The following is a 13,618-nucleotide window of genomic DNA, read 5'->3' as shown; positions in this document are numbered from 1 at the left end:
TCCGGCACATCCGGAATTTAGTCAGAACGTCTCTTTTCATCTGAATCATAAAGAAGAAACAGTTTGAATAGTAAATTTTTAATATATTAATAATTTCAATTTTTTAGTATACTTAACATAGTGAACAATTTCACTGCAACAAGAATAGGGGAGGTTTTTCAATGGGAGAGCTTCAAACTCAATTGCAAATGCAAACGGATACAATTCACGAAGGGGTTCGAAAAGAGAATTGGTTTGCGAAAGCTATGAATATAAAAGTAGGCATCATACCGCTTCCTGTTTATGCCCTGCTGTTTATATTAATTACTATTTTTGTATTGCATCACGATGTGAAAAGCGACATCTTGACATCCATTGCCGTCATGGCGTTTTTCGGATTTACCTTTGCCCAAATCGGAAAATCGATACCGATTGTGCGCTCTATCGGCGGCCCGGCCATCCTTGCTACTTTTATTCCATCTGCTGTCGTCTACTATCACCTGCTGCCAAATGATATTGTCAAATCCACCACAGAATTTACAGAAAACTCAAACTTTCTTTATTTGTTTATTGCCGGAATTGTTGTCGGAAGCATCCTCGGCATGAAAAGAGAAACACTTGTAAAAGCATTTATGAAAATTTTTATACCGCTTATCGCCGGTTCTGTCGCGGCCGCCATTGTGGGACTGGCTGTCGGTACATTGCTCGGCCTCGGATTTCAGCACACCCTTCTGTACGTCGTGATTCCTATTATGGCTGGCGGCGTCGGAGAAGGCGCCATCCCTCTGTCCATCGGTTATTCCGATATCATGCCGATGTCTCAAGGGGAAGCGTTCGCACTTGTTCTTCCATCGATCATGCTCGGCAGCCTGTGTGCGATCATCTTAGCGGGCCTGCTCAACAGAATCGGCAAAAAAAAACCGGAATGGACCGGCAACGGTAAAGTTGACCGTTCAGAAGATTCACCAGCGCTGGAGGAATCGCAAAACGGCCAGCACATGTTCAACCTTTCTCTGTTTGCGTCCGGAGGAATCCTTGCCGTTTCCTTGTATTTGGTCGGTATGCTCGCCCACGATTTTTTCGGTTTTCCGGCCCCTGTTGCCATGCTGCTGTTAGCTGTTTTGATCAAGCTGTTCAGACTGGTCCCTGCCTCAATTGAAAACGGCGCGTTTGGCGTGTCCCGCTTCTTTTCAACGGCAGTCACCTATCCGCTGCTCTTTGCAATCGGCGTGTCCATGACGCCATGGGACAAGCTTGTTGCCGCCTTTAATCTCAGCAATATCATTACGATTCTGTCTGTCGTAGTCACAATGATGACGGTCGGCTTCTTTACAGGAAAATGGCTGAACATGTATCCGATCGAAACAGCCATTATTAATGCGTGCCATTCAGGGCAAGGAGGCACCGGTGACGTTGCGATATTAAGTGCCGCTGAAAGGCTTGAGCTGATGCCTTTTGCCCAGGTGTCTACTAGGATCGGCGGGGCCATCACAGTGTCCTTGACCTTATTGCTGTTACACCAGTTTTATTGATACGCTGCAAGCAAGTTCTTCGTATAACGAAAGAGCTTGCTTTTTTGCATTTCCGTGTTTTTACAAGTTCCTGCCGCATGCTATAGTAATAGTTGGAAAGATTACGATAGAAAGGACTCTAGCATGCCTATGGGAACCAGTCTTTTTCTCTTTATCATTCTCGGGCTGGGCATTCAGCTGATATCAGCCCTTGCAGCAAAGCTTCTTCCGGCATTAGAACTCTGGATTGATATTGTTCTATGGATCGGTGCTGCTAGCTTTATCTTCTCTCAACAGTCTTTCATAGATGGCATCGTCTCTCTGGCATTGATGTTCACCAGTTACTGGACCGCATTGGATCTGACTGTCCCCAGCCGTGTTGAAAAACCATCAGGCGAATGGCAGGAACTTGAGCTTGCAAGAGACCACACACGCCTCCTCTCGGACATTGCTCTGACTGTCATTGTGTTTGCGGGCGCTATTGTTTTCTTCATTTACGGTCCTGACACCAGTGTTCTAAAATATGTGATCCTGTTCGGTTTCATCTCGGGCGGCGCGGCACTGGTAAAACGCATATTAAATTTTCTAAGTGTAAAAGTCTTTTATTCATCGTCTTTAGAAACATGGCATATCAGTTCACGATATGAAACCCGCACCTACCCGCTTTCAGACCTGAAAGACATCCGGCTTGAATCGACGGCAGATCTATTAAAGCTTCATCCGCTTTTGACCATGTATTCATCCCGGCTCGATATGACAACAAGCTTTCAGCAAGTCATAAGGCTCTCTCTTCCCGGAGAAACGCTGTTTCTGACCGTGAAAGATCCTGAAAAGTGGAAAGCGATTCTCGGGGAATTTCTAGATTCCGAAACCAAAGAGGAAACGGTTATTGCTGTCCTGCCGATTTATCATCGGAAAAATGTAAAACGGCTTTTAGGTAAACTTTATTTTGCCGTAAGCGTAAAAGGGATATCTGCTTACGCCATATTAGTGCTCGCTTTATATGCCTTACACGCCTCCCCTTGGGTTATGGCTGGTGCCGTGATATTGTACTGGGCTTTGAATATGTATCTATCTGACCGGGTGCTGCGGACGGCAATGGATGCCAGGCCTTGTCTGAATTCAGACGTTCAGGCAGCGGCAGATAAGATTTTTAGAAAAGCAGGCATTTCGCATGTGGAGATATACGAAACGGATAGTGATGAATATAACGGCATGGCAGTCGGAATGAATGTAGGAAGATCAATGGTGATTCTGACAAGCGCTACATTAACCCTTCCGCCGCATGTCATTGAGGGTATTCTTGCTCATGAGGCTGTTCATATTAAAAAACGTGATGTGCTGTCCATGCAGCTGTTGCGCTTTTTATACCTTGGGGCAGTCATCGGGATCATTCTTTTACTTGAGCATTACATCGCTCATCCCGGCGCTTACAAAATTGCGCTGTGGGCGCTGATCATGGGAATCATCATTCTATTTCAGCTTTATCAGTCATTTTGTTCCCAATGGATGGAGGTGCGCGCCGATCACATTGGCGCTTCATTGCTGGAGGGCGGATACAGGCAGATGGCCGAATCCTTAAAGATCCTGGCGGTTCGCCAGGATGAAGATCTGCAAAAACAAAACACCTACTGCTCTGATATAGATGAAGACGAAGTTAAGGTGAACTCTCTCACCCGGGATAACAGCTGGCTTTTCAGAATCATAGATTTTCAGTTTTCTCCTCATCCGCCTATGTATTGGCGTGTCAGCGCATTGCTTTCAAACAAAGGGCACGGCATGGTCAAGCGCTGGCTGAGAGATCGGCTGAAAGAATCCATCTCCCTTAAATGAAACTTTTCAGGCTTCAAAACGTATGAAAAATAACTGTTTAAAGGGGGACGCCATATGATTGTTATTCTTATCGCTTTGATCTTCGGTATGATCGTCATTTATCAATCGGCTCGATCAACCGCTTCAGAAAACAAAGGGCGCCAGCGGGCGGACAGCGGTTTTTTCGGATTTTCCGATGGCGATTCCCGCCATGATGGATGCAGCAGTGACGGAGGCTTCGGGGATTCCGGCTGTGACGGCGGAGGGGGCGGCGGCGATTAATCGCCGCCATTTTTATTTCATCGACTCGATGTACGCGCCAAATGACGCCCCTGACATTCCCGGGGATACACGTACGCGATGGAGGGCGTACATCCCCTGATCTCTGGAGGCTGCTCCCGGTTCAGTCGTCACTCCCATTTGATAACCGGTTTCTTCAGCGGCCTTCAGCGTAGCTTCGTTGTAGCGCCCAACCGGATAGCTGATGATGGCCGTTTGCTGATCGAACATCCTGTCAAACAGCTTTTTTGAATCTGCCATTTCGCTATGCTGCTGCTCTGGCGTTAAACCGTTCAGTTCAAGGTGGTCAATCGTATGGCTTTCAATCGATATGCCATGCTGTGACATTTCCTTCATTTGATCCTCTGTCAGATGATGTTTATGTCCAATCGATTTGCCGATCATAAAAATCGTCGCCTTCATGCCATACTTCTTTAATACCGGATATGCGTCTTTGTAATTATCGGTGTATCCGTCATCAAACGTGATGAGCACACATTTCTCACTCGGCTTCTTGTCATGAGTCAGCATGAGATACGCCTCTTTTGGAGTTAATGTCTGGTAGCCGTTATCGTGCAGCCATTTCATATGTGCCTCAAATTCTTTCTTTGGCACACGAAGACTGTTGCCTGAAGAGATGCTGTGGTACATCAAAATCGGCAGCTTTGCCGGTTTCTCTGTTTTGATCCATGCGGATGGATCATCTTCTTTTTTCTGCACATGTACTGTCTTTTCTTCCGGTTTCTTTTGTTCCGCTTTTGGCATCTGCTGCTCTGCGTTTGCTTCTTTTTCAGCGCAAGCGGCAAGAGTCAAACAACTAGCCAAAAGAAAACTGCTTAAGATAAAACGTTTCATCGGTTTCCTGCTTTCTGTCTATTTCTTCCTCCTTTTCATCGGTTGATTTGCGGGATTTTCAAGTGAAAAAACCAGACATGTAGCCATGTCCGGTGCAGATTAGGAAAACTGATTCAAAATCAAAGACGTTAAAAGACCAAGAGCAGCAATTAATCCTGTTATCGGACCGCTGTCTTCATACGCCTCGGGCATCATCGTGGATGCAATCATTGCGATGATTCCTCCGCCCGCAAAAGCGGCGATTGCCGACATCATCTCCTCAGGAGCGCCATCGAGGAAGTAATATCCTGACCATGAGGCAAAAATAGAAATCATCAGTACCGCCGCCCAAAGCAGCAAGATTTTCGCCTTTGAATATCCGCTGTTCTTCATGCCGGCCGTGCTGGACAGCCCTTCAGGTATATTGCTGATAAAAATCGCGATCACCAAAAGAAAGCTGACGGATTGTGTTTCAAGAAGGCTGGCTCCAATCATAATAGATTCGGGGACAGCATCCATGATGGTGCCGATAAAAATCGCGATCCCCCCGCTGCCTGCAGCTGCTTGTCCCGATCTTTTTCTTTGAGACGCGCCTCTTTTCGAAACCGCGTAATCAAATAGGGTAAACACGACAGCGCCTGCTATAAATCCGGCTCCTGTCGAGACAATTCCGCCATCCTTCACCGCGTCCTCAAGAAGTTCATAGGCGGCAGCGCCGATTAATACCCCTGTGCCAAAAGCCATGATATAACCGATGATACGCTTGCGAATCGGGAGAAACATAGACGCCAGCGCACCCAGCAAAACAGCAGAGCCGGAAATCCCGCCCCACATCGCCGCATTCCACATTTCTATCTCTCCTTTCTACAAACCACTACCCGCCGCGGTTTTTGCTGTAAACCTTGAGATAGAGAGGGAATGCAAAAAACCGGACATCGCTCCATGTCCGGTTCTCCAGCTTAACGGATTCTGATTTCAGTTTCACTGTCAAAGAAATGCCCTTTATTCATATCAAACGCAACTGTCAGCTCATCCCCTGACTGAATATCGAGACGGGCGTCGATCCTCGCAATAAAATCCTGGTTATCGATTTGCGAATAAATCATGATCTCAGACCCCAGCAGCTCCGCAACATTGATTTTCGCTTTAATTGAAGAGCTCTTATACGATTCCACGACAATCAATTCATCATGAATATCCTCAGGGCGGATGCCGAAAATGACTTCTTTGCCAATGTAGCCTTTTTCACGAAGCACCTTCATTTTCCCCTCCGGCACGCTCAACACGGAAGAACCGATTTTGATTGTGCCGTCAGACAGCTTCCCTTTGAAAAAGTTCATCGCTGGTGACCCGATAAAACCGCCAACGAATACATTTTCAGGGAATTCGTATACATCCTTCGGCGTCCCGATCTGCTGGATTTTGCCGTCCTTCATGACCACAATCCGAGTCGCCATCGTCAATGCTTCTGTCTGATCATGCGTGACATAAATCGTAGTGGTTTGCAGCCTCTGGTGGAGTTTAATAATTTCTGCTCTCATTTGCACCCGAAGCTTTGCATCCAGGTTCGACAAAGGCTCATCCATCAAGAATACCTTTGCATCCCGCACGATCGCCCTTCCCAGCGCAACCCGCTGTCTCTGCCCGCCTGAGAGCGCTTTAGGTTTGCGGTGCAAATATTCTTCCAACCCGAGAATTTTAGCGGCTTCCTCCACTCTTTTTTTAATTTCAGGCTTCGGCATTTTGCGAAGCTTCAGCCCGAATGCGATATTATCGTATACCGTCATATGCGGATAGAGCGCGTAGTTTTGGAACACCATCGCGATATCCCTGTCCTTTGGCGCCACATCATTTACCCGTTTTCCTTCAATATAAAAATCGCCTTTCGAAATTTCCTCAAGTCCTGCGACCATCCGCAGTGTCGTTGATTTTCCGCAGCCGGACGGGCCGACAAATACGATAAATTCCTTATCCGCAATGTGAAGATTAAAGTCGTCTACCGCCGCTTCCTTCTGATCATAATATTTATAAATGTGCTCCATCCGCAATTCAGCCATCTAACATCCCCCTTTGTTATTGTAAACGCTTTCTTAAATCAAGTGTATCAGCATTTATCCGACACTGAAATGGGCAGCATTCATAAAATCACACGGCCGTTTTCGTGCATATTTCCAGTTTATTCTGAACCTTCGCTTTGCAGGCAGATAAAATACGCAAGCAGAGCGCCTGTATATGTTTTAATGTCTATTCCTGACCGCTCGATAAATTTATCAATCCGGTACTGCAGGCTGTTGCGGTGCAGATGCAGTTTTTTCGCTGTTAATGTCACGTTTGAGTTGTTTTCGATAAACAGCTTGATTGTTTTTCTCAGCTCAGGTTCATTTTCAAATAATAGCTCGGCTTCTTCACTAAGCAGTGATTTCAGCTGTTTCTTTTCTTCCTCCAATAATAAAAAAGGGAACATGATATCAAACGTCACATGCTGAACCTGCGGCAGCCGCTTTTCAGCGAATAGAAAATACGTTTGTTCACGGGCATAATGTTTTCGTAAGCGCTCATCTGTTTCATAAAACCTTCCGGCGTAAAAACGGACACTGAAGTAGAAATCACTTTCAAGAACCCTGGCGAGCGACTCCAATTCGTCTTTCCCGGCTGCCGCTTCACTTTCCTGCTCGACAATCACGCCTCTGTCCTCATGCATCCAAACAATCACAAAAGACACCGGCCAAAAATGGCGCATCGCTTCCGCAAATGATGCCCGTTCAGTTTTGCCGATCAAATGAAAATGAATGAACCTTGTCCTCTTCTTGATATTCGGCGGCACTTCTCCTTTCGAGAATAGAAACGCAAACCACCTGTTTTCTTCCGGCGATTTGAAAGACATGTGATCTGCCTCTTCCGCTAACGTTAAAAATGACTGGAGCAGCAATGTCTCCTTTTGGCTGATCTCCGTTTTTGGGATCGAGATATATTTCTGACTGTTTTCATCAAAAAAACATAAGCAGTCTTCCTTTGTATAAAGCTTGTCAGACACAATCGAACCGGGATAAATAGCCAGCAGCGACTTCATATGGTCTCCTCTCCTATGTAAGGATATGTATTTTCAGTATAAGGCGAAATACACATGTTCTCCAGCTTCTTTTCGTATTAGATGACCCTCTTTCGTTTACAGCAACGGCAATAAAGAGGATATGCATGAACTGAAACGTGATACAGAAGCAATGGTTCTAAACAAATAGATCCCTCTGCGTCTGTGCAGAGGGACCTCCTTATTTTGAAATATCCACAAACCCTTCACCAAACACATCGCGCACATCATGAACGATCACAAACGCTTTTTTGTCACAGCTTCTGATGATTTTCTTCAGCATAGAAAGCTCCTGTTTGTTAATGACGATATACAAAATCTCTTTTGACTCGCCCGTATAGTTTCCCTTTCCTGATAAAATGGTGACGCCCCGGTCCATTAGCGTATTAACCTGCTCGGCAATTTCACCTTTATTTTCCGATATGACAGTAATCGCTTTTTTTGTATTCAGGCCTTCAATAATGAAGTCCATCACTTTTGTTCCGATATACAGCATCACAATCGTAAACATCATTTTTTCCGCACCAATAATAAAATAAGAGCTGAAGACAACAATTAAATCAAAAAAGAGCAGGGCGTAACTGATATTCCAATCTAAATATTTATTGGCAATTCTGGCCAGAATGGCGGAACCGGCTGTTGTGCCGCCGACCCGAATGATCATGCCGATCCCGACACCCGCAAACACCCCTGCGAAAATCGTGTTAATGATCAGCTCATCAGACGGTGTGCTCCACCCGTGTGTCAAATGCAGAAAAAGCGAGTTTGCTGCCACAGCGATAATCGTATAAACCGTGGTTTTCCCGTCGAGAAATTTATATCCGATCAATAGCAGAAAAGCGTTTAATATAAAGTTTGTCACCCCGGGAGACCATTGAAACACATAATACAAAATCAGCGTAATCCCCGTAACGCCGCCTTCCCCAAGATCATTGGGAATCGCGAATAAATTCACAGCAAGCGCGAAGAAAAAAGCGCCAATCACAAGCATCAGCACATCAAGCATTTTCTTTTTCATCACAGAACACTCCTTCTTCAGATAGTATCAACAAAAAAACCCAGGAGTACGCTCTCGCAAAAGAGCAGAAACTCCTGGGCTTTTATCCCACCGTGTCATAACAGCCAGACTGTTATGTGTTTTCTCTCGGTCACAGGCCAATATGCATTGCGGAACCCTAGAAAACCAATGTTTTAGCATATCCTTTTCACTTTCCAATATTAGCATTATAAGGGACTGAGCAAATAGGTTCAAGGGGTATTTGCAGAGATTTAAGTGCAAGTTAAAATTCAAGAAAATACAAAATATCTATTAACATATGAATGATATAGACGATAAGAAAATAAGCATATATTTTTATAAGAAAATATAACTAACAACGATAAATAATATAACAAATTCATAATTTTGTATTGACTAAGTGAAATAATATAGGCATTATAGTACATATGTTTTGTGCATTTAATGACATAGGAGGAAATATAATGGCAGGAAAACTAGTCCCTTGTAAAGCTTGCGGTCAAGAAATTGCAAAAGGTGTAAAAAAATGTCCTAACTGTGGTAAGGATCAGCGTAACTTTTTTATGAGACATAAAATTATTACGTTTATTCTGGCAGTTGTTGTCATCATTATTATCGGTAATGTTATTGGCGGCGGAGGCGATTCAGAAGCCACTTCCAAAACATCAAGCAGCAGCAAAGCTGAAACTGAAAAAACATACAATATCGGTGATACTGTTAAGACTGAGAAAACTGAAGTGACAGTTACAAAAGTAGAAGACAGAGATTCTGTTGGCACTCAATATATTGAAAAGAAAGCATCTGATGGAGGTACTATTGTAGCTGTTCAATATACAATTAAAAACGTATCCAAAAAGCCGATAAGTTCTTTTTCAATTCCAACTGTTAAATTGGTTGATGGTGATGGCACTTCTTATGATTCTGATATTGATGCTTCTTCAACCTATGCAACTGAGACAAAAGTTGATAACTCTAAAATATTGAGTGATCTAAATCCTAATATTAAAGTAACAGATGTGAAAGCTTTTGAAGTCGACAAGGAAGCTTATGCAAAAGGAACTTGGAAACTCAAATTCAGCAATGATGTGATTGTGAAAATCAAATAATAGCAGACAAGGGTGCCTTAACAGGCACCCTTTTTCTCTAAAAAAGGCCTTCTCTGTTGAGAAGGCCTCCATTCTTATTTCAGACTCTTATATCCATTCACATTCGAAGACTGCCATCTCCAAGAATCGGCACACATTTCTTCAAGGCCTCTTTTTGCCTCCCAGCCCAATTCCCGCTTGGCTTTTGCAGGATCTGCGAAGCAGGTTGCAATGTCTCCGGGGCGGCGGTCCGCAAATTGATACGGAACCTCTTTCCCTGATACTTTTTCAAAGGCTCTGACCATTTCAAGCACACTGTAGCCCGTGCCTGTTCCGAGGTTGTATGCATCAGCTCCGGTGGAGTTCAATACTTTTTCCAGCGCCTTGACATGGCCTTCTGCGAGATCGACGACATGAATATAATCGCGTACGCCTGTCCCATCTTTGGTCGGATAATCATTTCCGAATACGCTTAACTGCTCCAGCTTGCCGACGGCTACCTGCGCCACATATGGCATGAGGTTATTTGGAATGCCGTTCGGATCTTCACCGATTCGTCCGCTCGGATGCGCGCCGAATGGATTAAAGTAGCGCAGCAGGGCAACGCTCCACTGATTGTCAGCCGTATGCAAATCACGCAAAATTTGTTCAAGCATTAGCTTCGTCTGTCCATAGGGGTTTGTTGCACCTAATGGAAAGTCTTCCGTAATCGGTGATGTTTCCGGTACGCCGTATACCGTTGCGGAAGAACTGAATACGATTTTCTTAACCCCGTATTTCTCCATGATTTCACATAAAATAAAGGTTCCCGTGAGATTGTTATGATAATATTTGAGCGGAATCGCAACAGACTCTCCGACTGCTTTTAACCCTGCAAAATGAATCACAGCCTCAATCTCGTTTTCTGCAAAAACCGAATCTACCGCTTTCCGATCCAATAGATCCGCTTCATAGAACGTTAACTCTTTTCCCGTAATCTCTTTGACACGATTCAGCGCCTCAGCTGAACTGTTGGACAAATTATCGAGAACGACAATCTCATAGCCGCTGTTCAATAACTCCACACATGTGTGGCTTCCGATGTATCCGGCGCCGCCTGTAACAAGTATCGCCATGATGTAAACCCTCCTAAAAAATGACCTGATTTTATTATATAGTGTTTAGAACCGGGCTACATCCATTTTTAAGAAGTTTAATCGTTTATTAATGGTTTTTTCATATTTCATCTTAAACCCTTGCGATTAATTCGGTAGATCTTTCAGCGAGAATATGCCCTTTCATTTTTTATAGAGCTGTCCATATATTTTTATTGTATTTATTCTTATTATTAAATCGATGTACCGGGAAAAGAACTGTAAAGCCCAGGAAACTGCCCGCTGTTGCTGTTATGTCCAAATGCCGTTCTGCTCAGGTATCGAAGCGGCGAAAGACATTATGTCCATACCCAGATACAAAGATCGTCATTTTAACGACCTTTGACACTGAAGAATACGTATTTGAAGGCATCCGCGCAGGCGCAGTCGGTTACCTGCTGAAGGACACGCTTCCTGAAGAACTGATAGACGCCATTCGGGCTGCCTTCAGAGGCGAAGCGATTTTCCGCACAGTCACAGCCGCTAAAATCATCACTGAGACATTCCGCGCAAAGCAACAGCCTCATGCTGAAGAGCTGGCAGAGCCATTTATCAAAAGAGAGCTTGGGGTTCTTCAGCAAATGGCCTATGGCTTGAGAAATGAGGATATTGCCGAAAAGCTTTTTGTCAGTGAAAGCACCGTCAAAACCCACGTGCATCGAATTCTGCAAAAATGCAATGCCCAAGACCGGACTCAGGCAGTCGTTTTTGCCATTCGAAACGGCATTGTGAAATAGATATCTCTCATCCCGGCATGGTAGAATAAAACAAAGGAGATGATTGGAAATGAAACAAGATATCATTGAACGGTTTACTACATACGTAAAAGTCGACACGCAGTCCGATGAATCAGTCGACACCTGCCCTTCCACACCCGGCCAATTGACGTTAGGAAACATGCTTGTTGAGGAATTAAAGTCAATCGGCATGGAAGACGCAGCCATTGATGAAAACGGCTATGTCATGGCGACTCTTCCTTCCAATACTGACAAAGACGTACCGACGATCGGCTTTCTCGCCCACGTCGACACCGCCACAGACTTTACCGGCAAAAATGTGAATCCGCAAATCGTTGAAAGCTACGATGGAAAAGACATCACGCTCAACGAAAAGCTGCAGGTCATCCTATCGCCTGATCAATTCCCTGAACTGTCGGGCTACAAAGGCCACACCCTGATCACCACAGACGGTACAACCCTTCTCGGCGCTGACAATAAGGCTGGCATCGCCGAAATCATGACAGCCATGGATTATCTCATCAAACATCCTGAAATCAAGCACGGCACCATCAGAGTTGCATTTACACCTGATGAAGAAATCGGCAGAGGCCCGCACAAATTTGATGTTGGGCGATTCAATGCCTCCTTTGCCTATACCGTTGACGGCGGCCCGCTCGGTGAGCTTGAATATGAAAGCTTCAATGCTGCCGCGGCGAAAATCACGATCAAAGGCAACAATGTACATCCCGGCACGGCAAAGGGCAAAATGGTCAACTCTGCGAAGATCGCAATGAAGCTGAACAGCATGCTGCCGGCAGATGAGGCACCTGAATATACAGAGGGCTACGAAGGCTTCTATCACCTGCTTTCCATTCAGGGAGATGTAGAAGAGACCAAACTCCACTACATTATCAGAGACTTTGACAAAAACATCTTCCAAAACAGAAAAGAAACCATGCAGCGCATCGTTGAAGAGCTCCAGAACGCATACGGACAAAATCGCATTCAGCTTGATATGAACGATCAATACTACAACATGAGAGAAAAAATTGAGCCTGTCATCGAAATCGTCAACATTGCCAAACAAGCGATGGAAAACCTCGGCATCGAACCGAAAATCTCTCCGATCCGCGGCGGCACGGACGGTTCGCAGCTTTCCTATATGGGACTCCCAACGCCGAACATCTTTACCGGCGGGGAAAACTTCCACGGCAAATTTGAATACATCTCAGCCGACAACATGGTCAAAGCCGTAAATGTCATCGTTGAGATTGCAAAGCTGTTTGAAGAACAGGCGTAAGCTGAAAAACCAGTCCAAAAAAGGACTGGTTTTTTTGCGTGAAAATGAAACATTTTAAAAGCTCTGTCCGTAAAACAACTATCAACGGATGAGGAGGATATGAAAAGATGAAGAACACAATTGCCGCAAAAAGCCTGTTCAAAAAATGGATGATTTCCCGCCCGCTCAAAATGCAAACAAAACGATCAAACCCATTTAAAAAAATAAGAAGAATGTTCAAACGTTTTTTCTGACCCTTCGCCGGACTCCCCTCAAATCAGCCAACCATTCCAATTTTCCGCCCAAATGCTCCGTAATTTGGGTTTTTGTGTTCAATTCCTCAAAATAGGGTATACATCAAACAAAGAAGAACACATTATCCATATATAGTTAATTTGAATTACAGAAATTTAGGTTAAAAGTTATATAAAGGAATTCATTTTAACGTCGATAGTAACTATAGAACCAATCAAAAGGAAAAACACCGGCTTAATGTAAGACTATTTTCAGGTCATCGGCGAAAAGGATTTTTGAGGGATACGCATTTATTATTAGTGGATTTAGAATTTTTTGAATACTTTTAGACGTTTTATCCGTACAATAGAGAATACCAAAACTTTTTTTGGGAGGTATGTAAAATGATCCTATTTATTATCATCGCATTATGTGGCTATCTTCTCTTCTCATTCAGCAAAGACAATAGACGAAAACCGCAAAAGACAAGCCCTCTTCCTGCACCCGTTCCTCATCATAATAACCTAATCGACCTTGACGCCATCCGCCAAAAACGCCGGATGCATCTTTCCTAATACTATATTTCAAAAGAAAGGCTGCTGAACGATGCAGCCTTTTTTTAATTTAGAAACATTAATTACTCGTAA

12 protein-coding genes, 2 pseudogenes and 1 riboswitch are annotated in these 13,618 nt (G+C 44.3%); of the genes and pseudogenes, 8 read left to right on the top strand and 6 right to left on the bottom strand.

The features are described 5' to 3' along the window. Positions 1 to 161 precede the first annotated feature (161 nt). The 3 genes from cimH to MTN95_RS09180 all read left to right on the top strand — a co-directional run bounded on the left by cimH (position 162) and on the right by MTN95_RS09180 (position 3,584). Positions 162 to 1,511, top strand: a complete 1,350-nt coding sequence (gene cimH, locus MTN95_RS09190; RefSeq protein WP_010332414.1) for a citrate/malate transporter CimH — start codon at positions 162 to 164, stop codon at positions 1,509 to 1,511. Positions 1,512 to 1,634: 123 nt separating this feature from the next. After that, positions 1,635 to 3,323, top strand: a complete 1,689-nt coding sequence (locus tag MTN95_RS09185; protein ID WP_248337902.1) for a M56 family metallopeptidase — start codon at positions 1,635 to 1,637, stop codon at positions 3,321 to 3,323. Positions 3,324 to 3,410: 87 nt separating this feature from the next. Continuing rightward, a complete protein-coding gene (locus MTN95_RS09180; RefSeq protein ID WP_248337929.1) occupies positions 3,411 to 3,584 on the top strand; it encodes a hypothetical protein in 174 nt (57 codons plus the stop codon). 12 nt (positions 3,585 to 3,596) lie between these two features. On the opposite strand, the gene MTN95_RS09175 is transcribed toward MTN95_RS09180, so the two are convergent. From MTN95_RS09175 to MTN95_RS09155, 5 genes are all read right to left on the bottom strand, one after another. Beyond that, positions 3,597 to 4,436: a polysaccharide deacetylase family protein gene (locus MTN95_RS09175; protein ID WP_248337900.1), complete on the bottom strand. Its 840-nt coding sequence runs from the start codon at positions 4,434 to 4,436 to the stop codon at positions 3,597 to 3,599. A gap of 99 nt (positions 4,437 to 4,535) precedes the next feature. After that, complete coding sequence (locus MTN95_RS09170) at positions 4,536 to 5,264, bottom strand: ZIP family metal transporter (protein ID WP_248337898.1); 729 nt, start codon at positions 5,262 to 5,264, stop codon at positions 4,536 to 4,538. A gap of 110 nt (positions 5,265 to 5,374) precedes the next feature. Further along, positions 5,375 to 6,472: a maltodextrin ABC transporter ATP-binding protein MsmX gene (gene msmX / locus MTN95_RS09165; protein ID WP_010332420.1), complete on the bottom strand. Its 1,098-nt coding sequence runs from the start codon at positions 6,470 to 6,472 to the stop codon at positions 5,375 to 5,377. 119 nt (positions 6,473 to 6,591) lie between these two features. Then, the gene (locus MTN95_RS09160) at positions 6,592 to 7,485 is read right to left on the bottom strand and encodes a PucR family transcriptional regulator (RefSeq protein ID WP_248337896.1); all 894 of its coding nucleotides are present in this window, start codon (positions 7,483 to 7,485) and stop codon (positions 6,592 to 6,594) included. A 199-nt stretch (positions 7,486 to 7,684) separates the two neighbouring features. After that, positions 7,685 to 8,521: a YitT family protein gene (locus MTN95_RS09155; RefSeq protein WP_003218811.1), complete on the bottom strand. Its 837-nt coding sequence runs from the start codon at positions 8,519 to 8,521 to the stop codon at positions 7,685 to 7,687. Between the two features lie 69 nt (positions 8,522 to 8,590). After that, positions 8,591 to 8,693, bottom strand: a riboswitch (guanidine-I (ykkC/yxkD leader). Between the two features lie 391 nt (positions 8,694 to 9,084). On the opposite strand from MTN95_RS09155, the gene MTN95_RS09150 reads away from it, so the two are divergent. Then, the gene (locus MTN95_RS09150) at positions 9,085 to 9,627 is read left to right on the top strand and encodes a DUF4352 domain-containing protein (protein ID WP_142367090.1); all 543 of its coding nucleotides are present in this window, start codon (positions 9,085 to 9,087) and stop codon (positions 9,625 to 9,627) included. 74 nt (positions 9,628 to 9,701) lie between these two features. Here MTN95_RS09150 and galE read toward each other — a convergent pair whose 3' ends face one another. Further along, positions 9,702 to 10,721, bottom strand: a complete 1,020-nt coding sequence (galE, locus tag MTN95_RS09145; RefSeq protein ID WP_248337894.1) for a UDP-glucose 4-epimerase GalE — start codon at positions 10,719 to 10,721, stop codon at positions 9,702 to 9,704. Between the two features lie 274 nt (positions 10,722 to 10,995). Between galE and MTN95_RS09140 the strand changes: the two are divergent. From MTN95_RS09140 to MTN95_RS09130, 4 genes and pseudogenes are all read left to right on the top strand, one after another. Then, positions 10,996 to 11,476 (top strand): annotated as a pseudogene (locus MTN95_RS09140) (LuxR C-terminal-related transcriptional regulator); the annotation flags it as partial. A 49-nt stretch (positions 11,477 to 11,525) separates the two neighbouring features. Continuing rightward, positions 11,526 to 12,758, top strand: a complete 1,233-nt coding sequence (gene pepT / locus MTN95_RS09135) for a peptidase T (protein WP_248337892.1) — start codon at positions 11,526 to 11,528, stop codon at positions 12,756 to 12,758. A 107-nt stretch (positions 12,759 to 12,865) separates the two neighbouring features. After that, positions 12,866 to 12,991 (top strand): hypothetical protein, encoded by a 126-nt coding sequence (locus MTN95_RS21550; protein ID WP_010332428.1) that lies wholly within the window; start codon positions 12,866 to 12,868, stop codon positions 12,989 to 12,991. 276 nt (positions 12,992 to 13,267) lie between these two features. After that, positions 13,268 to 13,546, top strand: a pseudogene (locus tag MTN95_RS09130) (hypothetical protein). The last annotated feature ends 72 nt before the right edge of the window (positions 13,547 to 13,618 follow it).

Source organism: Bacillus sp. 2CMS4F (assembly GCF_023161785.1).
In the GTDB taxonomy this organism is placed as follows: domain Bacteria; phylum Bacillota; class Bacilli; order Bacillales; family Bacillaceae; genus Bacillus; species Bacillus halotolerans.
This window is presented reverse-complemented; position numbering and strand designations above follow the sequence as displayed.